Genomic DNA, 26814 nt, shown 5'->3' on the forward strand with positions numbered 1-26814 from the left:
ACTCGGGGTTCGGTCTCATCACGTGTCCCCACCGCCTTTCGCATGCTCACCGAGTTCATGCGGTGCGTGAGCTGGCGTCGGAGGTCAGTTGGATCAGCTGGTTGCTCAACGCTGGCGGGAGGGCCGCCTCGCCGATCAGTCGATACAGGTTCTCGCAGCGCTGGGTGATCATTGATTCGACGAACACGAGTGCTCCTGATTCCTCGATGACTTTCCGCAGCCGATCTCCATCGGCGTTGCTCAGCATCCTATCCCCGAAGAGGGTGTGAACTTCTGGCCAGGACGGATCGGAACGAGCGAACGTGATCAAGAGGGTCTCCTTGCCCTCACGCAGGTCACTGACATTGGATTTCCCCGTCTCCCGTTCGTCACCGAAAAGTCCGAGGACATCGTCGCGCAGCTGGTAGATCACACCGATCTGCCGAGAGATGGTTGCCAAATCGTCGATGAGGCCACTGTCGGCACCTGCCAGCACGGCCGCGATGAGCAGCGGTGCTTGAAACGAATACACTGCGGTCTTCTGATCGACCATGGCCAGGACGTCTGGAGAGTTCGCCCCTTCGAGATGCAGGCTCAACCACACATCGGAGTGTTCACCGGCGGCACTCTCAACGACTGTGTCATCGAAGATGTCGAGGATGGCCCGTCGTTTGGTGTCCTCGATGTCGAGGCGGGCGAGGAGCGAATGGGAGAGGGTGAGGATGAGATCACCGCCAAGAATCGATGTTGCGATGCCCCACGCATTGGCATCGCGTCGCAGCGCGCCGCGCGACATGGCTTCGGACGCGAACTCCCCGGAGATCGTCGCTTCACCGCGACGGATCGTGTCATTGTCGATCACGTCATCGTGGATGACGAGGGCGATGTGCAGCAGCTGCATGGCACAGGCCGCGTCGACGGCGGCATGTTCGTCTCTGCCGCCCAGGGCCGCGTGCGCGTCGAGCAGCATTCGTGGCCGGATCAGCTTTCCGCCCGTGGCCATGTGTGTGAGAGAGTCCCAGAGCTGTCCGTATTGTGCAGAGACGGTGCGAGACCGCTTCCGTGCCTCCGCGAGCACTTGTGCGAGCCGGTCCTCGAACGAGAATGCGATGTCACCGATGGGAGTGGCCGAGTCAGTCATCGTCTTCAGCTTCGACGATGTGTTCGGCAATGAGCGGCTGGAGCTCAGTGAAGTGTTCGACCAGCCAAGGGCTGAAAGCCCAGGGAGCCGCATCGATCGCCGACTTCAGTTCTGAAGAGCTCGTCCACTGAGCCTCAGCTACCTCGGCGGGGTTCGGTGTCAGTGACGATACGGCTCGGGCGATGAAGACAGGGCAGTGCTCGTTCTCTTCGATTCCCGAAGCATCACGGGCCACGTAGCTGAAATTGGGGATGGCGCAGGTGATGTGGTCGATGCTCAGACCGAGTTCGAACTCGGCGCGTCGGCTGACTGCGTCCTCAAGCGTTTCACCGGGGGCAGGGTGACCGCAGAAGGAATTCGTCCAGACTCCAGGCCATGTCCGCTTCTCGAGCGCGCGCCGTGTGACCAGGAGGCGCCCCTGTTCGTCGACGACGTGACACGAGAACGCCAAGTGTCGAGGAGTCGACTGACCGTGGACATCGGCCTTGCTCTGAACGCCGACAGGATCACCCGCGTGGTCGACGAGAACAACCATTTCCATTGATGGGCACCACTTTCGTTAGCCAGGCGAGAGTTCAATCTAGCATAGCAACGGTATGCTGTGTTCGTGTCAACCGTAGAGAGAGGAATCCGCCCGGATTCAGATCTGAACTATTTCTTGAACGAGCCGGAATTTTCCGATCGTTCTCACTTGTCGCAGGCCGAAATCAGTCAATGCAACTCCATCATGGAGGCTCTGCGCCGTTGGCGCGAAGCTGATCGGGCACTGTCTGAGGCATCCAGGCGCTATATGCACCTCAACGACAGTGACATGCGCGCCATCCGGATGCTCATCCACGCTCAGAAGCAGGGGCGGGTCGTCACCCCGAAGGACATTGCCCGTGATGTCGGGATCTCCAGCGCGTCGACGACGAAGCTCATCGACCGTCTTGTCGCGGGTGGCCATCTGAGTCGCTCACCGCACGCCAAAGATCGGCGGACGATATGCATCGAGGTGACGCCGGAGACGGCCCGAGCGGCACGGGAGACGATCGGCCGCCAGCACGCACGCCGCTTTGATGCCGCCGCAGCCATGAGTTCCGAAGAACGCGAGGTCGTCGTCCGATTCCTCTCAGCTCTGGTAGAAGCTGACCAACCGCAGGGCGACCTGGCTGTCCCAGGGCAGGTGTCGAATGGCGGTTCAGCCAGCAGGACTGAGGATCAACAACCTCGACGAGGATTCGGGGAATCAGAAACGTCCGCTGACTCGGAAGGGTGATCTGCGTTGCCGTCGAGGTAACCGTGCACTTCACGTATGTGAGGAGATGTGGTCACCGTGGTAGAACTCAGCAGTGCCGGAGTGCCGAAGAAGTCGGAGCTCCCGGCGACCTTGGGGCGCTCGGATGCCGAAGCCCTCGCCGGGGCCATCCGATGCACAGGCCACGGGCGGGAAGAACACCGCTCGCCCAACCGCAAGTGGGGTGGACGTCACTGCCTGCCCCGCGTTACCCGGTCTTCTTCTTCGCTGATTTCGACGACGACGATTTCTTGGCGCCGGACTTCTTCGCACCCGATTTGCTCGAGCTCTTCTTCGACGATTTCGACGATCGGGAGCTGTCGACGGACTTCCGCAGGGCCTCCATCAGGTCGATGACGTCGCCGCCGGGTTCCTCGTCCTCTTCTTCGTCAGGGAAGGCCTTCTCCAGGTCGAGGGTCTCTCCCTTGTCGATCTTCGCGTCGATGAGCTTGCGCAGTTCGTCCTGGTAGTCGTCGTTGAACTCCTCCGGGGTGAAGTCCTCCGAGTACGATTCGACGAGTTTGGCTGACATCTCCAGTTCCTTCTTGGAGATCTTCGCCTGTGAGTTCACACCTTTGAAGTCCACGTCTCGGATCTCGTCTGCCCAGCGCAATGTCTGGATCATGAGCACCTTTCCACACACGCGGAGGATCGCCAATCGTGTGCGGGTGCGCAGGGTGATCTTCACAATGGCCGTGCGGTCGGTGTCCTCTAGCGTCTGCCGCAGCAGCAGGTAGGCCTTCGGAGTCTTCGATGTCGGCTCGAGGAAGTACGACTTCTCCAACATGATGGGGTCGATCTGATCGTTGGGCACGAATTGGAGGACCTCGAGATCGTCATTCTCTTCGGCCGGCAGAGCCTCGAAGTCGTCCTTCGTGAGAATCACCCGATTGTCCCCATCGTCATAGGCCTTGACCATGTCGTCATACTCGACGACCTTCCCGCATTCCTGACAACGATGCTGATTGCGGATGCGGCCGCCGTCCTTCTCATGCACTTGGTGCATGTTGACGTCGTGACTCTCGGTGGCCGAGTACAGCTTCACCGGCACGTTGACGAGACCAAACGCAATCGATCCAGTCCAAATGGCTCTCATCCCTCCATTGAAGCCGAGACTCGGGACCTTGGCTAGCCCCATTCGTGGGCCCACCGGAGTTGGTCGACGCGCAGATCTCCACCCGCCGAGGTTGTTCTGCCGTTTCCCTCGTCCCCGCCGTTGCAAGCGGGTACCGTACAGACCATTAGGAGGTGCCCATGTCACGCGATGAGCAGAAGGTCACCGTCGACGGACATCGATTGACGCTGACCAATCTCGACAAGGTCTTCTATCCCGAGACCGGCACGACCAAAGGAGAGGTGCTCGACTACTACGCGCGCATCTCTGAACACCTGGTTCGGCACGCCCATGATCGCATCGCCACCCGCAAACGCTGGGTCAACGGAGTCGGCACACCGCAGCAACCGGGTGACGTGTTCTTCGAGAAGAATCTCCCCGAATCGGCACCATCGTGGATCACCTCCCGCTCCATCCGTCATTCCACCGGGTCCAAAAGGTACCCGCTGGTCCAGGACCGTGCGACGCTGACCTATCTTGCGCAGATGGCCTCACTCGAGATCCACATCCCCCAATGGCAGGTCGCGAAGGGGTCAGCCGATCCGGGCACCATCGATTCGATGACACGATACCCGGATCGCATGGTGTTCGATCTCGACCCCGGCCCGGGGCGTGGACTGGCCGATTGCATCGAGGTCGCACAGCTGGTGAGAGAGCTGCTGAACGGGATGGGTCTCGACTCCCACCCGGTGACCAGCGGTTCCAAGGGAATCCACCTCTATGCACCGCTCGATGCGTCAGCGTCCAGTCAGCAGATCTCCGACGTCGCCCACGAATTGGCCCGCAGCCTCGAAGCCGATCATCAGGGCCTCATCGTCTCGGCCATGAAGAAGAGCCTGCGAGAGAACAAGGTGCTCATCGACTGGTCCCAGAACTCCGCGGCGAAGACGACGGTCGCTCCCTACTCTCTTCGCGGACGGTTCACACCCACGGTGGCGGCACCGCGAACCTGGGACGAACTCGACGACCCCTCCGCTGTCGGGCAACCGCACTTCGAGGACGTCCTCGAGCGGATCGATGACCTCGGAGATCTGCTCGAACCGTTGGCGAAGACCGCAGGCGATTCCGCAGATCCAGCACCCACCTCGGCGAAGCCATCACCCGCATCGGCGGGGGCACCCCGCGATCGTCTCGACATCTACCGGTCGAAGCGTGATCCGAAGCGCACCAGCGAACCGGTGCCCGACAGCCACGGCTCCAGCGGGGACGAGCTCACTTTCGTGATCCAGGAACACCATGCCAGCACCCTCCACTGGGACTTCCGGCTCGAACACGACGGAGTCCTGGTTTCGTGGGCGCTGCCGAAAGGGCCGCCCACGGATCCGAAGACCAATCATCTGGCGATCCAGACCGAGGACCACCCTGTCGAATACGGAAGCTTCGAAGGCATGATCGCGAAAGGCCAATACGGTGCCGGCGAGGTCACGATCTGGGACTCAGGGACTTACGAGCTCGAGAAATGGAAGGAGGGTCGTGAGATCATCGCTGTTCTCCACGGGGCCGAGGACGGTGGACTTGGAGGAGTGCGACGGTTCGCACTGTTCAACACCGGCGAGCACGGGCCGAACAAGGAACCCGCGAAGAACTGGATGATCCACCTGACCAAAGACTCGCCCAAGAACACATCTAAGAACTCATCCAAAAACACATCCAAGAGCTCGCCGAGGCGGGGCTCGGCCACATCTGAGAACACCGATTCCGATCGCGCCGAGCCCACGGATATGGCACCGATGCTGGCCAGTATCGGCAGTCTCCGCTCCGTTCGGCGCCAGGCCGAGGACTGGGCGTTCGAAATGAAGTGGGACGGAATCCGTGCGCTCGCCACGGTTCGCCCCGGCACACCCGGCACAGAGGGATCGTCCGGGTCGATCGCACTGACCAGCCGCAACGGCCACGATATGACAAAGGCCTACCCCGAACTGATGGAGCTCGCCACTTGTGTGGACGTCGATTGCATCCTTGACGCAGAGATCGTCGCACTCGGCCCGGGCAGTCGCCCGGACTTCGGGCGACTCCAGCGCAGAATGGGGCTGACGCGTGAGAGCGACATTGAGCGCGAACGTGAACGCACACCGGTGCATCTGATGGTCTTCGACGTGCTGCACGCTGACGGCACCTCTCTGCTGAAGACCCCGTATCTCGAACGTCGCGAACGGCTCCACGACTTGGTCACCGAGGGTGAGCACGTCCATGTGCCTTCCGCCTTCGAAGGAACCGTCGACGAGGCGTTGGAGGCCAGCCGTGAACTCCAGCTCGAAGGAGTCATGGCGAAGCAGACCGGCAGCACCTATCTGCCGGGCCGCCGGACACGAACCTGGGCCAAGCTCAAACATTCCTTCACCCGAGACGTGATCATCGTCGGGTGGCGCACCGGCAAGGGGGAGCGCTCGGCGACCTTCGCCTCACTGCTGCTGGCCGCCCACGACAAGAACGGCCTGGTCTATCTGGGACGTGTGGGCACCGGCTTCGACGACCACCAGTTGCAGTCTCTGCGGGCCAAACTCGATCGGCTGAGCCGGAAGACACCTCCACTGGATGTTCCTGCCGCCGAGTCACGTGATGCGAACTGGGTGCGGCCCAGCCTCGTCGGCGAGGTCCAATTCGGAGGGATCACCAAGGACGGTCGTCTGCGTCATCCTGTGTGGCGTGGGCTTCGCGAGGACATCGACCCGGAGGAGGTGACCGCCTGAGTCAGGCGGAGGTCGAGCATGCTCGCGTCGCAGACCACGTCGGTGACAACGGGGGTTACAAGACTCCCCGGAGACTGTTAATGTGACGGCACCAGGACGGTGCATCAACCGAAAGGGGACTCCCGCTCATGAGTGACCAACTGACTTTCCAAGATCCCGTGAAACGGTTTCCGGACATCTCCCCACCCAAACAGGACCAGCCCGAGCCGGGCCTGGACGTGAAACTGATTCCGGGCACCGACCGAGGTGAAGACAGCTATCGCGGCACCGGCAGGCTCAAAGGCCGCAAAGCACTGATCACCGGTGCCGACTCCGGCATCGGCGCGGCGGTCGCCATCGCCTTCGCCCGCGAAGGAGCCGACGTCGCCCTGTCATACCTGCCCGCAGAGGAAGACGATGCTCGCCACATCTGCGAGGTCATCCGCGAAGCCGGCGGCACAGCGCTGCCACTGCCCGGTGACCTGTCTGATCCTGACTATTGCCAGCAGGTCGTCCATGATGCGGCAGACGGACTGGGCGGACTCGACGCCCTGGTGAATAACGCGGGGCGACAGATCGCAGTCGAAGAGATCGAAGACTTGTCCGACGAGCAGTGGGGCAATACCTTCGAGACCAACATTCGTGCCATGTTCCGCGTGACGAAGACGGCGGTCGGCTATCTGCCCGCCGGCGCAACGATTGTGAACTCAACGTCCGTTCAAGCGTATTCTCCGTCGACCCACCTGCTGGACTATGCGTCGACAAAGGCTGCGATCAACAACTTCACCAAAGGACTGGCCACACAGCTGGCTCCCCGCGGCATCCGGGTCAATGCGGTCGCACCCGGCCCGATCTGGACACCCCTGCAGGTCTCCGACGGGCAGCCGAAAGAGGCTCTGCCTCACTTCGGGAAGAACACTCCGTTGGGGCGAGCCGGTCAGCCGACGGAGCTCGCGCCAGCTTATGTGTTCCTCACCTCGGCGGAGTCGAGTTACGTCCTGGGTGAGACTCTCAACGTCAATGGGGGCCAGCCCACGCCCTGAGGACGCTGGGCGTGTGTCATTCAGTCCATCACGGGTGGATCGCTCGCTCGGCGTTGTCGTGGCCCGGGGGCAGGTCGCTGGCGAAATATGCAGCTCGCAGGCTCGCCTGATAGGTGTGGTTGGCCTTCGACAGCCAGAAACTGTATTGCTCGGGTGACATGCTCGATTGCGAGTGGAAGCCCACCAGGCAACCGGCCTGTTCGTTCTCCGCGGCGGTGGTGACCACGATCAGAGCGGAGTCGGTGGACACCATCAGTTCGTCGAATGCTTCCTCACTCATGACTGGTCCTCTCTGCGCCATGCCGTTCAGCAACGAGCCGCGCCTGGGCTTGCGATCCTGTGACGCGGCGAAGGGCTCCGTCGCAACGGTGTCGTCGTGCGTTAAACGTACGCCCCTGGCTGACGGCGGACAAGTATGACGCCAGTCTGTTGGACTTCAGTCGGGCTCAGAACACCTGCGTTAGAGCTGCGAGACTACATCGATGCCGATGATGTGCGGCACGGTTCCTGACACTCGATGGTGATCTGCGTTACCGTCGGGGTAACCGTGAACTCCACGAATGTGAGGAGATGTGGTCACCATGCCGAAACTCAGCAGTGCCGGAGTACCGAAGAAGTCAGAGCTCCCGGCGACCTTGCGACACTCCGATGCCAAGGCTCAGCGCACCTTCGCCAAAGCCTATGACTCCGCAATGGAGGAATACGACGACGAAGAGCGCGCTCACCGGGTGGCCTACGACGCGCTGAAGCACACCCACGAGAAGGTCGGCGACAAGTGGGAGCCGAAATCAACATCTGGGCCATCCGACGCGCAGGCCAAGGGCGGAAAGAACACTGACCGCCCAACCGCTGGTGGGGTGGACGCGAATGCGACGAAGGACCACCTGTACCAGCAGGCGACTCGGCTGAAGATCCCGGGACGTTCGAAGATGAGCAAGAACGAACTCATTGACGCTCTCGAACGCGAAAGCAGCAGGCAGACGAAGAAGAACGACTGAAGCCTGGCCTCAGAATACCGGGGGAGTCATCGTGGCGATGAGGACCACCTCGGCGTCACCGAGGACACGGAACCAGTGCGGTTGGTCTCCCCAGTAGGTGATGCTGTCACCGGCTGCGAGCGTGTACCCGTCGTCGCCGATCTGGAAATAGCAGGTGCCCTCGAGGACGAACAGGCATTCCTCGGCGCGATGGTGGGTGAAGGGCACTGACTCGTTGGAGTACCCCGACGGGATCCGCACCTTGAGCACCAGCAGTGCGCCGTTCATCGTCGGAGTCAGCAGCTCATAGACGAGTCCACGATCGGTGACCTGCAGCTGCCGGCGGCCATCGGCGCGGACCACGCGATTGTCGGCAGGTTCCTCGCCCGAGTCGAAGAAGCGTCCGACTGGCACATCAAAGGCCTTGGCGATCTTGAGCAGCGTGAGATAAGCGGGATTGCCGCGCCCACGTTCGATCTGACTCAGCAGGCCCTGACTGACCCCAGCCACTCGGCTGAGGTCAGTCAAGGTCATCCCGGCCGATTCCCGCAGCCTGCGAATGAGCGCGCCCATGTACTCAACACTCGGGTCAGCCGCAGGCGGCAGGACATTCTCGGCGCTCATGGGTACCTTCGGTCAACGGGGCATCAGACTTTCGAGAATATCAGCACCCCGGGGACGCGATCTCAGATCAGGCCGAGACCAGTCACGGCCTCACGCTCCTCGGCGAGCTCAGCCGTGGTGGCGTCGATCATCCTGCGGCTGAAGTCGTTGATCTCCAGTCCCTGCACGATCTCCCAGTTCCCGTCTGACGTCGTCACGGGATAGGAGCAGATCAGTCCCTCGGGCACCCCATAGGAGCCATCGGAGACCACAGCCATCGAGGCCCAGTCGCCTTCGGGGGTGCCGTGCAGCCAGTCATGGGCGGCGTCGATTGTCGCCGCGGCAGCGGACGCCGCTGAGGAGGACCCCCGCGCTTCGATGATTGCGGCACCGCGCCCGGAAACCGTGGGGATGAGATCGTTTTCGACCCAGGACTGGTCGCCGATGACCTCGGCGGCATTCCTTCCGCCGATTTCTGCGTGGTAGATGTCGGGATACTGCGTGGCTGAGTGATTGCCCCAGATCGTCATCCTGGATATATCGGCGACCGATACTGCGGCCTTTTTTGCCAACTGTGCGAGGGCGCGATTGTGGTCTAAGCGGGTCAGCGCGCTGAAACGTTCGGCGGGGACATCGGGCGCATTGCTCATTGCGATCAGCGCATTGGTGTTGGCCGGATTCCCGGTGACTCCGATACGCACATCGTCGGCGGCGACTTTATTGAGCGCCTTGCCTTGGGCGGTGAAGATCGCACCATTGGCTTCGAGGAGGTCGCTGCGCTCCATGCCCTCAGACCGGGGTCGAGCGCCGACGAGTAGGGCGAGGTTGACTCCGTCGAAGATGTGCTCGGCCGAATCGCCGATTTCGACTGAGTTGAGAGTGGGGAAGGCACAGTCCTCGAGTTCCATGACCACGCCCTCGAGGGCGGTCAGTGCTGGTGTGATTTCCAACAAGCGCAGTTGAACTGGAGTGTCGGGGCCGAAGAGCGCGCCGCTGGCAATGCGGAAGAGGAGACTGTAGCCGATCTGACCGGCAGCACCGGTGACGGCGACTTTAACGGGAGTGTTCATAGATTGTGCTCCTTAACTGTGGTCGGAGATTGACGCATGCGATGCGGGCCCTTCGCGTGTGCATATGACCGTGATTGTCATCTGCTTGAATGTGCGCGACGGCGATGTTCTTCTGCGAACACGCCAAGAACGTCACTTCATTGCCGAGGACGCCGCGCGGCATGACGAGGAATCCACTTCCTTGTTGAGGCCCGTCACGGTCGCTTGTACGGCATCGCTGCGTTGGACGGTCACTGCAATTCCTCAGGAGAGAAATTTGTGACGAACCGATTCTATTCGACTCACCACCGCTGGGCATCAATAGGGACTCAGATTTCGTCCGCAGGCACGGCGTTCACGACTAGATTATGGTCCCGACTAAATCTCGGCACCCAAGCGGAGCGAATCGCTCTGCTTGGGTGCCGAGGACGTTGCCCGCTATTTCGTCCAGGCGTCATCCGTGAAGTAGCCGTCGATCCAGCCGGGCAGGCGGTGCCCGTCCTTCGACGTCTTGAGGGTGTAGGGGGCCACGTGGAAGCCTGCCTTGTCGAGCTTGCGCAGGTCCCGAGTCGGCAGATTCTTGCTGGGGCCGACCCATTCGATGCCCGCGTCGGAGATCTCGTCGAACGACTGCTTCGGCAGAGTCGCGCCCATGAGGTAGAGCGAGGTGTACCCGCGCTTGGCGATCGTCTTCGCCGCCTCGAAGTCGAAGGACTGGACTATGAGCGAGTCCGAAAGACCGCGTTCGTCGAATTCGTCGAGGACCTGATCAACCTCCGCCGAGGTGGCTCCGGGTTTGATCTCGGGCACCATGACGACCTCCCCGCCGAGTTCGTCGAGCGCCTCGTCGAGAGTCACCGTCTCTGCTTCGGCTCCGCCGGTGGGGCTCTTGATTGTCGCTGAGTTCCACTCCTCGAGGCTGAGGTCGCGGATCGGTCCGCTGACCCCGTTGAGCGTCCTATCGGCTGTGTCGTCGTGGATGAGGACGGGGGTGCCGTCTTCGAGGAACTGAATGTCCATTTCGGGGAGGAACCCGTCCTTCACCGAGGCGGTGAATCCTTCCATGGATTCCTCCGGGTAGACCGCGGCGCCACCTCGGTGGGAGATCGTCGTCGGGTACGTCAGGTCGGACACCCGATCCGGCGCGGCAGGGGAGGGGTGAGCCGGTCCGGCAGAAATGGGTCCGGGGGAAGCAGTCGCCGGTGCGGCTGCGGTACCGGCGATGACAGCTAGTGAGAGTGCTGCAGCCGAGACGATCGAAGCGGGACGTGGACGGAACATTTTTGAATTGGTAGAAGTCACGAGCGCGACGCTACGGGCGCCGAGTAAGCTCCCGGAGGACCGAAAGTGAACAGCAGAATGAGAGCAGGCGAATGATGTCAGCTGCTCGGAGACAGGTCACTCTCGCCTGAGTGGTCTCACATCCATTTCTTCTTCTTGAATACCGTGTAGAGGACGATACCCAGGCCCAGCATGAGACCGAGCGCCATGGGGTAGCCAAAGGCCCAGTGCAGCTCGGGCATGACATCGAAGTTCATGCCGTAGATCGCCCCGATCAGTGTGGGGGCGAAGAGGATGGCCGCCCAGCCGGAGATCTTCTTCATGTCCTCGTTCTGGCGTTGGGCCACAAGCGTGGAGTTGACGTTGAGGATCTGGGACAGGGCTTCGCGCAGCTCGGCGGACTCGGCAAGGACGCGGGTGAGGTGGTCGGTGACGTCATCGAGGTAGGCCTGGAGTTCGCCGGGGATCGCATACTTCGTCGCGCCGTTGCCCAACCTCTGCGTGAGCCGGTTGAGATGAGTCGTGGTGTGGAGGACGTCGATGACCTCTTGGCTGAGCAGATAGATGCGCTCGGCTGCTGCGGTGTCGCCGCTGAAGACCTGTCGTTCGATCCCGTCCTTGTCGTCCTGCAGTCCGTCGAGGACAGGGAAGTAGGTGTCGACGGCGGTATCGAGGAGCCGGTAGACGAGGGCCTCGGGACCCAGTGCGAGCAGTTCCCGGTTCGATGACCACAGGCGCTTCTCGTTGGTGAAGTAAGCATCCATGTCTTCGCGACGGCTGGGGATCGGCGTGCCGTCGATGAACCGGTCGTCCTGGCACACGATGACGAGGACGTCGCCCTTCATGAGCAGGTGGAATTCCTTGAACTCGACTTCCTCAGCTGAGTCGATGTAGACGGCGGATTTGAGGACGACGAAGAGCACGTCGTCGTAGCGTTCGACCTTCGGGCGCTGGTTCGCGTGGAAAAGGTCCTCGACGAGGACGGTGTGGAGACCCCACGCCGAGGCGACCTCGGCGAGGAGTTCGGGTGTGGAGTAGGGAATGACGATCTGGGTGAACGATCCAGAGGCCGGAGACTCGGGAACGGGGTCCGAGTGCTCCGAGTGGTCCGAGGAATGGTGGGCCAGTGCCTCGGCGAAGGAGTGCGCCACCGACAGTCCGAGAGGCTCGCTGTCGACGATCTGACGGGTCAGCAGCATCGGAGTTTCGGGCACTGCGGCAGTCCCGTGGCCCGCCCGCTTGCGGCGGGAGAAAGGTTCGGACTTGTGTCTGCGCATCTGTGCCATCGTTATCGCTCCTTCAGTCGGCTCCTCCCTAAGGTAGTCGACTACGCCGAGCGAATCGATCAGGCAAGTTCGCAGCCACAGGCCGGTATTCGTCACCCGAGTCTGAGAAGGCACTCCAGGCTGGGGCATCCGCCGCCATGCATAATAGTTCAATGATCAATCTGCCCGACAAGGTCACTCAGCGTGCGCAAAAGAGCTTTCACCTAGCTCGATCTGCCTTTCGGGTCGGATCGAACGTGTTCGGCGGTCGCATCGAAGAGGCGCGACTTCCAGCTGACTATTCGCCCCAGCCGACTGACGACTTCGTCGCTGCGGCGTACTTCTCTGCCGAGGTGGACTCGGCTTACCAGCTCGAGCAATGGGTATGGCCCTTCGAACAGCTCGCACAGCAGCTGCGCGACGCCGGATATTCTCACCAGCCCTTCGGCATCATCGTGCGCAGCGCGCACGTTGCCAAACATCTGCGCTCACGAACGACTCTGCCGGTGCGCTTCTCTCGCCTGACGAAGGGGCTCGATGCGTTCATGTCTGCGCCGAGCCTCAGGGTCGTCTTCTATGTCAATCAGTCAACGGGAAACTTCCAGGCGCTGCGATTTCCCAAGCCGGCGCACGTCCACCTCAGCCATGGTGAGAGTGAGAAGATCTCCATGATCTCGAATCAGCTCAAGGCCTATGACTATGTGTTCACCGCTGGCCGAGCCGCACGGAACCGAATCGAGCAGACTCTGTTCGGACTGGACGAGGACCGGATGATCGATGTGGGTCGGCCGCAGCTGGATCGGCCCCGAGAGGTTCCCCAGGTCTGGCGCGACTTCGACAGTGATGCCCCCGCAGGCAAGACAGTGTTCTACGCGCCGACCTGGGAAGGCGACTCCCCGGCAATGGCCTATGGCACGCTCGCCGACAACGGCAGGACCCTCGTGACGACGATGCTGGACGCAAACTATCGTGTGATATTTCGCCCGCATCCCCGCACCGGCATCCTGAAGGGCGCTTTTAAACGGGAACTCGACGCCGTCCAGGACATCGTCCGCGACCATCCGCGCGGCTTCCTTGACCAAACCCCAGACGTGTCGTGGCAGTTCGAGGCAGCGGATCTGGCGCTCGCCGAAATGTCGTCGGTCGCCTTCGACTGGTTGGCCACGCGTCAGCCGTTGGTGATGATCGCTCCGCACAATCCCGCCGCCGAGGTGCTTGCGGGCGGACTGATGGACCGGTGTCCCCTCCTGGAGCCAGGTGCTGAGGCCGGGATCGCTGAGCTGCTGCGCACGGCGGGCACCGCTGATCGCGAGGCTGAGCTCAAGCAGATGAGCTTCGACTATCTGGGTGACACCGAACAGGGGACGCAGGTTTCACGTTTCGTCGGGGCCGCCGAATCCGTCATCGGATCACGTGAGGCAGCCATGCGAACGCGTCGGGCCGCGTGACCCGCGTCGCAATCCCGATTCTCTGAGTTACAGAATGGTAAACTCGGGCTGAACTGTGAGTTGTTTTCGGCCCCCGGAGTGGGGCCTTGATTGTTTGGATGGTACCTTCGATGCGCCGAGTCATCACATATGGCACGTTCGATCTGCTCCATTATGGGCATATCCGTTTGCTTCAGCGTTGCAAGGAGCAGGGCGACTACTTGGTAGTTGCCCTCTCAAGCGACGAGTTCAATGCGGGCAAGGGCAAGAAGTCCTACTTCAGCTTCGAAGAGCGCAAGCACATGCTCGAAGCCATCCGCTACGTCGACCTCGTCATCCCCGAAGACAACTGGGAGCAGAAGATGACGGACGTCGATAAGTATCACATCGACACCTTCGTCATGGGCGATGACTGGGAAGGCGAATTCGACTTCCTCAAGGACAAGGTTGAGGTCGTGTACCTTGCTCGCACCCCAGAGATCTCGACGACTCGGATCAAGTCCGAGCTCGGAAACTCCTGACACTCTCTGCACGGATCTCACTTCCCAGCCACCACGAGAGGGCTAAATGACTAATGGAATTCGCGTCAGTGTTGTCGCTCCCGTCTACAACGCGGGCCCATTTCTCCACGCTTTTGTCAACAGCTTCCTGATTCAGACGCTGCCCGGCGACTCGATAGAACTTATTGCAGTCAATGATGGATCGACCGATGACAGCGCAGCAATACTTGATGACTTTGCTCGCGAGCACCAGAACGTTCACGTTATTCATCAGGAAAATTCAGGGTGGCCGGGCAAGCCTCGCAATGTGGGGCTGGCAGCTGCTCGAGGCGACTACGTATTCTTTGCCGATCCTGATGATGAGTTCGGCGGCCCTGAGGCGCTAGAGCGCCTCGCTGACTTCGCCGATGAACATGCCAGCGATGTAGTCGTGCCCAAAATGGTCCCCAGGGGCGATCGACTCTACGCGCAATGGCGGTACGAAACGACACAGATCGATGCAGATCTGGTTACCTGTTTCACGACTCTGACACCGCAGAAGCTGTTTCGCCGAGAGTTCCTCCTTGACCAGGACATCCGTTTTCCGGAGGAGAAGGTCCGACTGGAAGACGGTCAATTCTTGTCGCTGGCCTATCTCAAAGCGAGTCGTGTTTCGATCCTCAACGGCTACGACTTCTACGTCATCATTCATCATCCGCAGCAGGACCATCTCAGCGCGAAGCCCGTCGATCCAGCAAATTACATCGGATCAGTTGCGGTGATGGCCGAGAACGTCGAAAAGTACTGCACTGATCCTGACACTGGCGATCGCATCATCAACGAGATCTATTTCCGAAAGGTGCTTGCGAACTTCACGAACTCTCGGGTCGCGACTCATTCGTTGGAGCGGCGGCAAGCATGGCAACGGCAACAGAAGTGGTTCATTGATCGGTTCATCACCACGTCTCGGTTCGAGAAGATGGACGAAATCGCTCAGGTGAGAACGGACCTGGCCAGGGACGGTGACCTTGACGCCATTGTTGCGTATGCACGCGCCGGAAGTGTCGATTTCACATTCGTCTCGGCACGCAGCAAACGCGGCAACATTGAGCTCGCAGGAAAGCTGTCCGGTGGGTTCTCTGATGGTGAACTGCCAAAGCTGGTCGTCATCGACCGGAACGATAAGTCCAGAATCGTGACGATTCCAATTCAACTTGCGAAGAGCCAGGTGACGGTGCAGATCCCCAAGGAGACGCTCCCGCTCATGGAGGGGGCTCGTCGCTACGATTTGTGGCTTTCTCCTGGTCGGGGGCATCAGAATCGTAGGATAGAAGGACCAGACCGACCCTTCAGCCTGCATTTCACCGATGACCGCGATGTCGAGTTGTATTCGACGAAGAAGGGGAACCTCAGCATTGCAGTCTCGCGGGGGATGAGCACTCAAGCGCGAACGAAGCGCAAGCTCAAACGTATTATTGGTCGCTGAATCAGAACTACCCCATAGACATCCAGTGTTGTGAGGTTGGCCAGGGGACATAAGTCTCACGGCTAACAGAAGGTAAAATTGTCGAGAACTAAGTCGCGAGACGCTGAGGAAGAAGGTGGGGAGCATGGGAGGCGAACAGCCATTGCACCCGACCCTGTCTGAACTCAGGGCGAAGGCACAGCCGATCGAAGTTCGAAGCCGCAAGAACGCAGAGCATTGGACGGCGCAGCTGTATCTGCGTCACATTTCTATCTACTTCACCATGCTCCTCGTCCGGACCCGGATCAGTGCCAACGGTGTGACCGGACTGATGATCCTCGCGGGATGGTGCATCGCCGCGAGCCTTCTGCTCCCTGGAATCTGGGGAGCTGTGCTGGCAGTGTTCTTCTCTCAGGTGCAGATGTATATCGACTGCTGCGATGGAGAGGTTGCCCGGTGGCGCGGTACCAGCGGAGCCAAGGGTGTTTTTCTCGATAAGGTCGGTCACTACACGACCGAAGGACTTGTGGCTTTCGTCCTCGGAGCACGAGCTGTCGGAGAACTATCCAACCTTCGTGCTGATCCTGCTGCAATGTATCCATACCTGTTGGGCGGAGCCGTTCTGTCATCATTCGTTCTGCTGAACAAGGCGCTCAACGACATGGTCCACGTGTCCAGGGCCTTCAACGGGTTGGACAAACTCGCTGACTCGCAAGCAGCTACTGCTCTCAACCCTGGCGTCGTCGCTTCGCTCAAGCGCATGGCTCGATTCCTGCCATTCCATCGGATCTTCCATTCGGTGGAGATGTCATTGCTTGCCCTTGTTTCGAGTATCGTGACCGCGATGGCGGTGCCTATCGGTGCTGCCCCGCTGTTTGGTGAACGGTGGCTCATCATGATCCTGGTTCCGCTCTGTTTCCTGTCGGTCGTCGGGCACTTCCTGTCGATCATGGCGTCGAAGCGGCTGTCATGAGCGATACGTCACGCATCTTGTCGCAACGTTTGGAAACGAGTCGTAAGTACTCGTTCGGAGTGGTCGTGCTGTCGCAGGGGAAGAGGCTGGACGATCTCAACCGTGGGTTCGAGTCGTTGTTGGCCCAAAAGGGTGTCGATCTCGACATCGTCTGTGTCGGCAATGGATGGGAACCGACAGGGATCCCTGCCAGAGTAAAGAAGCTTGGGCTACCCGAGAACTTAGGTATTCCTGCGGGACGGAACGCCGGCGTTCCGCACGTCAAGGGCGAGTTCCTGTTCTTCCTGGACGATGACGCGTGGCTGCCAGACGATACGACCCTCATGCGCATGGCTCAGCTGATGCGCACCAAACCGAAGATCGGTCTAGTGCAGCCCCGGGTAGAAGAGCCTGACGGGCCAGCCGCACCGAAACGTTGGATTCCTCGCCTGAAGAAGGGCGAAGCGGATCATTCCTCAAATGTATTCTCTGTCTGGGAGGGGGCCGTCTGTCTCCAGCGCAAGGCCTTTGACGAGTGCGGTGGGTGGCCGGCGCCATTCTGGTATGCGCATGAAGGCATTGAGCTGGCGTGGCGCATCTGGGACGCCGGCTACACGGTTTGGTACATGGGTGATATCGCGGTAGCCCACCCGGTCATGGATCCACGCCGTCATGAAGAATACTTCTACATGAACGCCCGAAATCGAGTCTGGCTTGCTCGACGCAATCTGCCATGGCCCTTCAACTGGGCCTACGTCGGTTCATGGACACTGATGCAATGCATGAAGTGGGCGAACAAGCCAGAGCAGCTGAAGCCGTGGTTCCGCGGATGGCGCGATGGCTGGAAGCTCGATCCATGGGGTGCAGACGAACAGCACCGCAAATTGTCGGGCAGAGGAGTGTTGAGGATGACTCGACACGGTCGTCCACCCGTGGTCTGACGATTTTCCTGCCCAAACAGAGTTGGGCAGCCAATTCAGAAATATCTCATGACGCTGAAAGGTACTTGGTCACGACCGAAATGCAGGATATCGAGACATCAACACGCGAATCGGTCTGTGACGATGAGATTTGGGGCCCAGAGGGGCAGCCGCTCGTCACCGTCATCATCTGCGGTTTCAACGACGAGGCGAATATCGCGAATGCCATACGGTCAGTGCTCAACCAAACTTTGCATGCGACGGAGGCCGTCGTCGTCGACGACTGCTCCACTGACGAGACATTTGATCGGGCTTCAGCGATAGCCAACGAAGAACCAAGAGTGCGAGTCTTCAGAACAGAGCACAACAGTGGTGGGCCTGGCGCACCACGCAATATAGGGCTTGCAGAAGCCAGGGGAGCTTTCGTGATGTTCTTGGACAGCGACGACGTCCTTGAAAGGCATGCCTGTTACAACCTGCTGCGAACCGCGGAAACATCCAAATCAGAACTGACAATGGGGCGCACAGGTCGATTTGAAGTTGCTACGAATCGTCATTTTGGATGGCACGCTCGTCTCTATCGCGAAGAGGCTCATTACACGTCGATAGAAGACAACCCTGAGATGGCGATCGACACCATCTCAGTGGCTAAGCTCTACCGTCGAGATTTCATCGATCGCCTGAATCTGCGTTTCCTAGAGAATATGCATTATGAGGATCTCGTATTCACCGCCGAGGCGTTTGCCGGAGCGCGAGGGATCTCAGTCATCCCGGAGAAGGTCTACCAGTGGAATGTCTATCCGGTGAAGGTGCGGAAATCGATCACCAACCAGCGGGATGACATCAAGAATCTTCAGCATCGAAAGATCGCTCTCAAGAGGGTCATGGAGTTGGCTCCACGGAACGTCGTCCCTAATCTCCACGATCGCCTGCAGTTGAAGATCATCCGCCACGATACGAGGATTTATCTCAACGACATTGCCGACAAGACTTATCGGTCGATTGCTCCGGACGTGCTTGCCGAGTTGAGATCTCTGATCCTGTCGGTGCCAGAACATGTTATTGATTTGATTTCCACCTCGGAGAAGCTGCTCATGGCCGCGGCGCTGGCGATGGATGTAGATCTGGTTATTCGTATGATCAACGTCGCACGAGGGATCTACGACATCTATGGAGAACTGGCCTCTGACGCAGACTCGAGTCTGTGGGAACCGTCAGTTTTCGGCCAGTTCCCCGTAGGCTCATTGGAGCGGCGCCTGGCCACATTTGATCCGCGAGAGCTCGCTGACATTCCTTGGTACAACTTCAAGTGGTTTAACCGCGTCGACAAAGTGACCATCGATGCGCATAATTTGTTGACCATCAAAGGTGAGACACCCGACCCGTTCTCGAAGTTTGCAGGCGGAGATGTCAGCACCCGTGTGGTCATCAGAGAGCGGTGGGGCCACCAACGAGAGTGGACGGCTCCCTTCAACTTCACCAGAACCGAGAGCGGATGGATCAATTGGACAGTTGAGTTCCAATTTCCGGACGCAATAGATATGGCAATTCGTCCGAAGCTCTCCGTCCGGTTGGAACTGAGTGACGGAATCTCGTATTCATTGCAGCCTTTGAGAGCGAAACAGAAATTTGCTGGTGCCAGACAGATGACCACTCCGAAAGGACTGCTCCAGAGGGCCAGCAACGTGCGATACCAGCCCTATGCAACCGGGGTTGGCACGCTAGCTCTGCGCTCGGCCCGCATCAACAAACGCAGACGCAAGGTGCGAGAGTATTTGGATCCGATCCTTGCACGAAGCAGTGCCCGACTCCAGGATCGCTACGATCCGCTTGAGCCGAGTGTGAGGGCGACGGAAGGAGCCAGGATCATAGGCGCGTCGAAAGACGCTGTTGACGAACACCTGGTCGTCGTCGAATCGCATATGGGAACTTCTCAGTTCGATTCCCCCCGGGACGTGGTCGATGAGCTGAAGAAGGCTCGACCCGATCTCAAGGTGATATGGTCGGCCGCACAGGACCAGAGGTGGACTCCCGGCCGTGACGACATCGTGGTTCGACACACCGTCGACTATTACCGTACGTTGGCCAAAGCGCGCTTCATCATCGACAACCAGAGCCTGCCCGATGGGTTCGTGAAGAGGCCCGGACAGACCTATCTGCAAACTTGGCACGGCATCCCCATCAAACGCATGGGCTTCGACGAGGATTCCTTCGCGTTCGCTTCTGCCGAAACAGCAGAGAATCTTCAGCGGAAGATTGACTACTGGGACTACTTGAGTGTGCCGAGCACCTATTTCAAGGAAACTTTTGTACCCGCATATCGGTACCAAGGGGAGCTGCTTCCGCTGGGATCGCCGAGGAACGACATCCTAGTGAGAGAAGGCACTGATACAGCTGCGGCAAAAGCCCGTCTTGGGGTTGATCCGAGCCGTTCGACGGTACTGTATGCACCGACATTCCGGAAGCCAGGTCGAACATCACTCGAACTGGACCTCAAGGAACTTGTGGATTCCTTGGGCGACGATGTTCAGGTGATGCTCCGGCCTCACTACCTCAACCGGATCAAAGTGCCGGACCAGTACCGAGCAAACGTTGTCGATGTGTCGGCGGTGGGGGACACAGCTAGGGTTCTGTTGGCCGCTGATATGCTCGTTTCCGACTATTCCAGCATTATCTTCGATTTCCTCTCACTTGATCGTCCCGTGATTCTCTACACGTTCGACTTTGAGGACTATGTCTCGTCTGCGCGGGGAACGTACTTCGACCTTCGTAGTCATCGACCGGGGCCATTGGTGGCGACACAAGAAGAACTGGTCGACGCTATTCGCGAAGTCGTGAGCGGAAGTGACCGCTTTGCTGGTGAACGCCGAGCTTTCAGAGACCGCTTTGCAGGAGTCGAACCTGGTGACAGCGCGCAGACGACAATAGCAACGATTTGGGGCGGGAAATGACCAGACAACAGTCGTTCGATCGAATCGTTCTCCTGGCAAACGACGTTGACCGTTTGGGCGGAGTCGGCAGATTCATCAATGAAATGGCCCTAGGTTTCCACTCTCGAGGATACGAGACCGAGCTCGTAGGAGTGTCGCCACCGCCAGCCGGCCATCGGCAGGTGGTCCAGCGTCCCGCTGAGATTGTCGTACGGACTCTGATGCCGGAATCTCCTCCTGAAGACTGGGTTCTTCGCTCCGACGCCGACAAGAGAGACAAGGCCCGTGTGGCTCGTCACGAACGACGGTTCGAGTTGCGAGAGATAGCTGTCGCACAGCTGCGCGAACTCATCGAATTCTGGGGCCCGAGGACTTTGATCATCTGTACACAGGTGTACGGCATGGAGCACATGCTCGAAGCCGGCTATGATGCCGATGATTCGTCTCATCCCAGAGTGATCGGTCAGTACCATGGATCCTTTACAGGCGCACAGAACACCGGCAATGATCTGCGCAGAGTACTGAAGGCCTACGACACCGTCGATCGATCTGTTTTTCTGACGGCCGCTTATGCTGAAGAGTTTCGCAAGAAGGGACTCAACAATACTTACTGGGTGCCAAATCCAGTCGCGACACCGGCACATACAGAGAAAGAGCGCAGCAATACGTTCGTTGCGTTGGGACGATACGACGAGGAAAAGTCTTTGCACTACCTTCTCGCCGCGTGGAACGAAGTTTCAGAACAACTCCCTGATTGGCGGGTTGAACTCTACGGGGAGGGTCCCCTTCGGCCCCAGCTGCAGTCGATGATCGACGACAGGTCCATTCCTCGGGCCCAGCTCATGGGCAAGACGGACCAAGTTGGTGAGGTGCTCATCGGCTCAAAAGTCCACGTCCTCACGTCGCAGGTTGAGGGCTTGCCTATCGCCATTGTCGAAGCCGGATTGTTGGGCGTCCCGACCGTGGCTTTCGATTGTTCCCCAGGCATTCGAGAGCTCATTGATTCGGAGCGCACTGGTCTCGTCGTACCGAAGAACAACGTCAGAGAATTGTCTGAAGCTATGTTGTCACTGGCGGAAGATCATGAAACGTTGTCGTCGATGTCAGAGGCATGCGCGGCTGAATCGAAGCGGTACGCACCCGGTAAGATTCTGGACCAGTGGGAGGATCTGTTCTTTCAGATGTCTCGCTGAGCGCTGAGAGAGTTAAGCGAGACCACTCCATCTAGGGCACAGCGTCTGTTCTCCGCTGCGGGGGCAGGCAGTATCGATTCCCGAACCGCAATTGCTCGCGGGAGTTCGTCAGTTGGCGGGAGTCGGCTGTGCTGTTCAGATCGCGGGACAGCGATCAGTAGCAATGGGACTCCTGGGCTCGTCTACTCGCTGGATTCGGCGTTGGTGCTTGTGTCGTGGAAGCCGACGAGATCCGATTCTCGGTGGGCAATCAGATCTGAAATTGCCGTAGTGAACAGTTTCGTTGAGGTGCCCCTGCTGCCTTCACCGAAGTAGAAGGTGCGCAGAAGCTGCCGAGCATCCGCCCTGTCGTCTCTGCTCAAAGCTCGTTCGAACATGTCGAAAGCGTGCTTGACCGTCGTCGAATCGATGACCGGAGTTGCTCGGCTGACCGGAGCTTCCTCGTTCAGAATCGATTCGTCGTTTCGCCGATCGGTGAGGACGAGAGGTTTTTGCGGGCACAGATAGAGGAAGTCGAGTCCGACACTCGAGACATCTGTGATGAGCATATCGACGGCATCGAACATCGCAAGGATGTCGCCCTGCATCAGGACCTGGTGTTGTTCAGCTTCTGCGTCGATGCGTTGATTCGCCTCCTCGAGCAATTCGAGAATGCGAGTGTTGGCCGCCTGCATCTGAGGGTCTTTCGACGACTCGACGCGGGGATGTGGTTTGTAGATGACCCGAGTGTTCGGCAGCGCAAGTGCGGATTCGATGATCTGAGGTCCGTAGAGATCAACTGATGTGTAGTTGTTGGAGTCGTTCTCGCCCTCCCAGGTGGGCGCATACATGATCGTTCGGGCTGAAGTCGGTTCGAGCTCCAACGGTCTAATGATGTCGAGTTGAGGCCGTCCTACCTTGATCAAGGCGGCTTCGTCGAAGTCCAGGAGCGCTTTTCGATGCCGTTCGATGGCGGCATCGCCGGCAACGAAGACTTTGTCGTAGGACTTCGCCTGGTTCGAAACCATACTCAGTTTGTCGGATTCTCCATGATTGACATGAACATGCACCATCGGCGCATATCCGAGCGACTGGAAGTTCGTCATCCCGTTATTGACATAGAGGGCAAGCTTGAAATCGTTCGCATGGTAAAAGGTATGCAGGGGATCGAACTTGCGCTTGAGCACAAGCGGAAGGTGTGTGACTTCGAGGGCTTCAAGCAATGCCGAGGGCTTGCGGAGAACGATCGCCACCTTGTGGTGTCGATCAAGTTCTTCGAGGACAGGTATCCACTGCTCCAACTGGTAGAACTTGGACTGAGTGTCTCCGAAATAGACGACGACTTCTGCTCTGACGTAACTTCCGTCGTACTCTGCTTCGAGGCGGTCCCAGCGCTCTGATCCACGTATCCACCTGCTGGTGTTCTTCCACGCAGACGATCTCACGGCTGCCAGAGCCGTGTTGCGAATCAGATTCTTCAAGGTGGGCCTTTCGATGACGGTCATTCGGTGAGCAGCTGCTCCAGGCAGTCGGTATCACTCGTCATTCTATCCGGACATGACTGAACGGAGCGTGAGCGATGGGCACAGGGTTCAGCGTCGTGGTCAAGTTTTACAGGTGGTGCCGCCGAAGTCTTAACCTAGACCTCGAAGGAGCTTTTGCAAGGAAAATATGCCTCGAGGAACTCGCCAACCTCATCATCGGAGAGCGCGTCAACGCCGTCCACGGGAGCGTCATTGAGACACATCGTTGACCGGTCCCTCAGTCGCAGTGTGTCTCGCATGATCCACCGGTAGTTCTGATCTCGGATGTTGATGTAGCGGTAGCTGATCGAAGTCGCCACAGCTTTCCCAACGATCTGCGCGTAATAATGATGCAGCTGATCGGCGACGATGTCATTGTGATGCCGGAAGCGGCTCGACCACGTGCGTTCGAAGGCATCTCGGAATCTATCTTCCATTTCGAATTGGACGCTTTTGAGCATGGAATACGGTGTGTGCTTGATCGCCCGGCTCACAGTGACTCCGAATTCGGATTCGAGCAGTCCGCGAATGTTACGAGTCAGGTTGAAATGCGGACCGTCTTCGGCAGTGGGCGCGCCGAAAGGGCGGTGATTCCTCGAGGGAAAGACTTTGGCCAACCCGGTGGGCAGGAAGAAGTCCTGAGGGCAAACCGGCTTTCCCAACATCACATCGTCATTGAGGTAGACGTAGTGCTCGCTGAGGTCGGGGATGTGGTGCAGCCGCGAGATGATCGAATTGCTGTTGAACGTCGGCAGGTGGTCCGCAGCATCGTAGATATCGCTGTGGCTGATCATCCGAATCTTCGGATGATCCAGATTGAGCCAGGCTGGAACCTGTCCGGAGGTGACGATGTAGATGCGACGAAACCAGGGGGCGAAGTACTCCACCGAACGCAGGGAGTATTTCAGCTCGTCTTTGGATTCGAAGCGGGCCTCATGATTCGCTTCGGGATGGTATTCGCTGCCAGAAAGCTGAGCTTCGAGTCTGCGTTTGGACTCGATCCACTCGGGGTCCGCGCCATCGACCCAAGTGTAGACGGCGTCGATCGGGAACGTGATGTCTTCAAGCATGGTTCGGTTGAGCACTGAGGGGACACGGCACGTTCTCCCTGCCTCGGTGCTTCCCGACTGGAGTGTGAACTCGTCTTCGGACATCAACTTCGCCGCCCGGTTCTCCGCGGGCGCCTCGATGGTCACTCGCGACTCCGTGGTGGTCTTCTTCCAGAACTCGATCGTGCATCCGTACCGAAAACCGAACGCCCAGTTGGTGTCCCTGACCTTCTTCGGGGATGCAACGGTGATAATTCGGACGTCAGGATCTTCGCAGAGGCACTCCACCTCTGTGAGGGCGACCGCAGTCGACTGTTGTGACTTGACGTAAGAGGGAGTCGAAGCGCTGGGGCGCATCAGAGCCGATGCGACCAGAGTCTTTGACTCTTCCCGGACGCCGATGCGGTATCCGTGACCGGAATAGTCCTCGACCAACCACCACTCGATGTCCCGTGCGTCGAGAGCGTCGGCAACGAAGTCGAAATTCTCCTGCGCAGCCTGCGGCGGCGACATCGTGTCGACGAGTACGTGGAGGAGATCCCCATGTCGTCCGATCTCCTCGGTGAGAGCGAACCCGTTCTTCTCCGACCGCCGTCTCTGAATTTGGCCTCTGCGTCGGTTCACTGTCCTGAGGGCCTTGAGTCCAGAACGACGCAGCCTGAGATATCTCTGCTCTCCCGATGCTCTGATGATCACCGGTTTGGCCAGGCCCACGAGGGTTGCGCCCAGTCCGTTTTGCATAGTGTCCCACTTTCTTCCGATTTGCATCAGACCACGTCGACCGCAGTTCGGTCTCGGCTTCCGGCGCTGGCCAGCTGAGAGCTGCGATCCGGCGAGGGCAGTTCGAAGCTCGAGGGAACAGGAAATCGGTCATCGAAGAAGCTCCGCACTGCTGTCTCGATCAAAGCTTGCTTCTCCTGCGGAATATACGTCTCATTGAGGCAACAGACATCGAGATCGGTCCGTCGGGCAATCCTTCCGAGCTGTAGTTCCAGATCCTCCCGAGACAGATCTACGAACTGGTACCCGATGTCGCCCTCGACGGACTTGCCCCGCGCATACGCATCGAAATGATGCAGCGATGAGGGGATGGAGAAATCGATGGGGGAGCGGAACGGTGAGGCCGCCACCTGAGCGAACAGGGCAGGCTCCTCTCGCTCCATGGCCTCGAGGACAGGTCGCAGCTGCGCGTGCGGTGTGTGCTTGAACCGATGCGTCACGGTTCGTCCGTACTTGTCGAGCAGATAGTCGCGTCCTTGCTTCGCCGCCGAGATAATCGGCAGATCACGTGGCGACCATCCGTCGACGTCCAAGGGAACGACGGAGGGGAAGTGCTTCGCCAAACCGCTGCCGGTGTAGAAGAGTTCCGGATCGGTGGGGCGAAGGAAGAAGCAGTCATCATTGAGGTACAGATACCGATCACTCAGGCCCGCGATGTGATGGAGCTGGGACTCGATCGCGTGAGAGTTGAAGACCGGCAGGACGGTGGGGTCGGTGAAGATGTCACGGTGGTCGACAACCGTGACCTGCGGGTGGCTGACGTTCAGCCACGGAGGAACCTGGTTGTCGGTGACGATGAAGATGTGCCGTGCCCACGACGCGTAGTATTCCAGCGACCGCAGTGAATACTTCAGCTCGTCCCTGTTGGTGAACCGTGAATCAGCCAGCGCGCTGGGCTCAGTGAAGTTGAGGTCGACCTGGCCGCGTGCGTTTCGCATCCTGCGCAGCCATGCGGGATCCGCACCGTCCACCCAGGTGTAGACGATGTCGACCGGCTCGTGCAGCACCTTCAGGTGCGGAGCGGGCAGGCGCAACAGTGAGCCATTGGTGAGCGCATGCTGCCAGACGGCGGGTTCGATGTAGTCGAGAGCCAGATCATGCCCGGTGAGTTTGCGACGCAGAGTGCCGGGAAGATGGACCGCGCCGTCCGCACGCGGGACGTCCTGTTCGAGCCTGTCCCAGAACTCAACGGTCACTGCTTCTCTCGGAGTGCTCAGCTCTCTGCCGTTGAACGCGACGCAGTGACGCAGGCACCGGGCAGCGGCGATCCTGCTCGGATCCTTCTCCGCCTGCCCGGGGCTGACCGGGACTCCAGCAGAGTCGAGCAGCTTCAGACTCCATGACTCGTCGGCCTTCGGGGCGAGTAGTCCGCGAGCGATCGCAGACAGCGCCGCCTCGGTCTGAGTGGCGGGAACGACGACGAATGGGGTGAAGGCACTCGGCTCCGGCAACTCGACGAAGTCGACCTCGAACTGCTCCAAGGCACGGCGCACATCTGCCAAGCTGGACGCCAGTGCTGAACGGGCGTCGTAGACATCATCGATGCGGTTCGCGGGTCGAATTGGGCGGGTGTTGATAGATCGCTGCCAGGCAAGTTCGCCGTGGCGCAGTTTCGAAATCCGGAGCTTGAACTTCGGTGTCAGTCGCCTCGCAATTGCAGAGCGTGCTGCTTTTGGTGAGTGCCACAAGGTGACTTCCTCCTCAAAGTGCGGACAAACCA

22 protein-coding genes are annotated in these 26814 nt (G+C 59.4%); 11 read left to right on the forward strand and 11 right to left on the reverse strand.

Annotated features, from left to right (window positions below; genetic code table 11):
* Nucleotides 1-55: 55 nt before the first annotated feature.
* Both MPN20_RS02800 and idi read right to left on the reverse strand, forming a co-directional pair.
* On the reverse strand, nt 56-1120 hold the full coding sequence (locus MPN20_RS02800; RefSeq protein WP_242779258.1) for a polyprenyl synthetase family protein: 1065 nt from the start codon (nt 1118-1120) through the stop codon (nt 56-58).
* A complete protein-coding gene (idi, locus tag MPN20_RS02805; RefSeq protein WP_069600778.1) occupies nt 1113-1661 on the reverse strand; it encodes an isopentenyl-diphosphate Delta-isomerase in 549 nt (182 codons plus the stop codon). Before idi ends, MPN20_RS02800 begins: the two co-directional genes overlap by 8 nt.
* Nucleotides 1662-1811: 150 nt before the next feature.
* On the opposite strand from idi, the gene MPN20_RS02810 reads away from it, so the two are divergent.
* Nucleotides 1812-2378: a MarR family transcriptional regulator gene (locus tag MPN20_RS02810; protein WP_242779262.1), complete on the forward strand. Its 567-nt coding sequence runs from the start codon at nt 1812-1814 to the stop codon at nt 2376-2378.
* A 226-nt stretch (nt 2379-2604) separates the two neighbouring features.
* On the opposite strand, the gene MPN20_RS02815 is transcribed toward MPN20_RS02810, so the two are convergent.
* Nucleotides 2605-3492: a Ku protein gene (locus tag MPN20_RS02815; protein WP_242779265.1), complete on the reverse strand. Its 888-nt coding sequence runs from the start codon at nt 3490-3492 to the stop codon at nt 2605-2607.
* Between the two features lie 158 nt (nt 3493-3650).
* Here MPN20_RS02815 and MPN20_RS02820 point away from each other — a divergent pair, with 158 nt between their 5' ends.
* A complete protein-coding gene (locus MPN20_RS02820) occupies nt 3651-6200 on the forward strand; it encodes an ATP-dependent DNA ligase (RefSeq protein WP_242779268.1) in 2550 nt (849 codons plus the stop codon).
* Nucleotides 6201-6328: 128 nt separating this feature from the next.
* Nucleotides 6329-7222, forward strand: coding sequence for an SDR family oxidoreductase (locus MPN20_RS02825; protein ID WP_242779271.1), 894 nt, complete (start codon nt 6329-6331; stop codon nt 7220-7222).
* 28 nt (nt 7223-7250) lie between these two features.
* Here the strand turns inward: MPN20_RS02825 and MPN20_RS02830 are convergent, their stop codons facing one another.
* The gene (locus tag MPN20_RS02830; protein WP_240513715.1) at nt 7251-7502 is read right to left on the reverse strand and encodes a hypothetical protein; all 252 of its coding nucleotides are present in this window, start codon (nt 7500-7502) and stop codon (nt 7251-7253) included.
* A 301-nt stretch (nt 7503-7803) separates the two neighbouring features.
* Between MPN20_RS02830 and MPN20_RS02835 the strand changes: the two genes are divergently transcribed.
* The gene (locus MPN20_RS02835; protein WP_069601425.1) at nt 7804-8220 is read left to right on the forward strand and encodes a ChaB family protein; all 417 of its coding nucleotides are present in this window, start codon (nt 7804-7806) and stop codon (nt 8218-8220) included.
* 9 nt (nt 8221-8229) lie between these two features.
* Here MPN20_RS02835 and MPN20_RS02840 read toward each other — a convergent pair whose 3' ends face one another.
* The 4 genes from MPN20_RS02840 to MPN20_RS02855 all read right to left on the reverse strand — a co-directional run bounded on the left by MPN20_RS02840 (nt 8230) and on the right by MPN20_RS02855 (nt 12418).
* A complete protein-coding gene (locus tag MPN20_RS02840; RefSeq protein WP_101620206.1) occupies nt 8230-8823 on the reverse strand; it encodes an XRE family transcriptional regulator in 594 nt (197 codons plus the stop codon).
* Nucleotides 8824-8885: 62 nt separating this feature from the next.
* Nucleotides 8886-9872: a malate dehydrogenase gene (locus tag MPN20_RS02845; RefSeq protein ID WP_069600771.1), complete on the reverse strand. Its 987-nt coding sequence runs from the start codon at nt 9870-9872 to the stop codon at nt 8886-8888.
* 417 nt (nt 9873-10289) lie between these two features.
* Entirely contained in the window at nt 10290-11132 is an 843-nt protein-coding gene (locus MPN20_RS02850; protein WP_242779274.1) for a glycerophosphodiester phosphodiesterase, read from the reverse strand.
* A 137-nt stretch (nt 11133-11269) separates the two neighbouring features.
* Nucleotides 11270-12418 carry a magnesium and cobalt transport protein CorA gene (locus MPN20_RS02855; RefSeq protein WP_242779277.1) on the reverse strand — a complete coding sequence of 383 codons (1149 nt, stop codon included), beginning with the start codon at nt 12416-12418 and terminating at the stop codon, nt 11270-11272.
* A gap of 152 nt (nt 12419-12570) precedes the next feature.
* Between MPN20_RS02855 and MPN20_RS02860 the strand changes: the two genes are divergently transcribed.
* The 7 genes from MPN20_RS02860 (at nt 12571) to MPN20_RS02890 (ending at nt 21763) form a co-directional block, all read left to right on the forward strand.
* On the forward strand, nt 12571-13845 hold the full coding sequence (locus tag MPN20_RS02860) for a CDP-glycerol glycerophosphotransferase family protein (protein WP_242779280.1): 1275 nt from the start codon (nt 12571-12573) through the stop codon (nt 13843-13845).
* A 110-nt stretch (nt 13846-13955) separates the two neighbouring features.
* Nucleotides 13956-14345 (forward strand): glycerol-3-phosphate cytidylyltransferase, encoded by a 390-nt coding sequence (gene tagD, locus MPN20_RS02865; RefSeq protein ID WP_101598744.1) that lies wholly within the window; start codon nt 13956-13958, stop codon nt 14343-14345.
* Nucleotides 14346-14391: 46 nt separating this feature from the next.
* Nucleotides 14392-15789, forward strand: coding sequence for a glycosyltransferase (locus tag MPN20_RS02870; protein ID WP_242779282.1), 1398 nt, complete (start codon nt 14392-14394; stop codon nt 15787-15789).
* Nucleotides 15790-15913: 124 nt separating this feature from the next.
* Entirely contained in the window at nt 15914-16741 is an 828-nt protein-coding gene (locus MPN20_RS02875; protein ID WP_242779285.1) for a CDP-alcohol phosphatidyltransferase family protein, read from the forward strand.
* Entirely contained in the window at nt 16738-17661 is a 924-nt protein-coding gene (locus tag MPN20_RS02880; protein ID WP_242779288.1) for a glycosyltransferase, read from the forward strand. Before MPN20_RS02875 ends, MPN20_RS02880 begins: the two co-directional genes overlap by 4 nt.
* Before the next feature lie 65 nt (nt 17662-17726).
* The gene (locus MPN20_RS02885) at nt 17727-20591 is read left to right on the forward strand and encodes a CDP-glycerol glycerophosphotransferase family protein (RefSeq protein ID WP_242779291.1); all 2865 of its coding nucleotides are present in this window, start codon (nt 17727-17729) and stop codon (nt 20589-20591) included.
* A 200-nt stretch (nt 20592-20791) separates the two neighbouring features.
* Nucleotides 20792-21763 (forward strand): glycosyltransferase, encoded by a 972-nt coding sequence (locus MPN20_RS02890; RefSeq protein WP_242779294.1) that lies wholly within the window; start codon nt 20792-20794, stop codon nt 21761-21763.
* 182 nt (nt 21764-21945) lie between these two features.
* Here MPN20_RS02890 and MPN20_RS02895 read toward each other — a convergent pair whose 3' ends face one another.
* The 3 genes from MPN20_RS02895 to MPN20_RS02905 all read right to left on the reverse strand — a co-directional run bounded on the left by MPN20_RS02895 (nt 21946) and on the right by MPN20_RS02905 (nt 26782).
* Nucleotides 21946-23223 (reverse strand): CDP-glycerol glycerophosphotransferase family protein, encoded by a 1278-nt coding sequence (locus tag MPN20_RS02895; protein WP_241211510.1) that lies wholly within the window; start codon nt 23221-23223, stop codon nt 21946-21948.
* Between the two features lie 158 nt (nt 23224-23381).
* Nucleotides 23382-25055, reverse strand: a complete 1674-nt coding sequence (locus MPN20_RS02900) for a stealth family protein (protein ID WP_164513838.1) — start codon at nt 25053-25055, stop codon at nt 23382-23384.
* Nucleotides 25056-25081: 26 nt separating this feature from the next.
* Entirely contained in the window at nt 25082-26782 is a 1701-nt protein-coding gene (locus MPN20_RS02905; protein ID WP_242779297.1) for a stealth family protein, read from the reverse strand.
* Nucleotides 26783-26814 lie beyond the last annotated feature (32 nt).

The sequence above is a fragment of the Brevibacterium sp. ZH18 genome, assembly GCF_022748595.1.
Classification (GTDB): Bacteria; Actinomycetota; Actinomycetes; order Actinomycetales; family Brevibacteriaceae; genus Brevibacterium.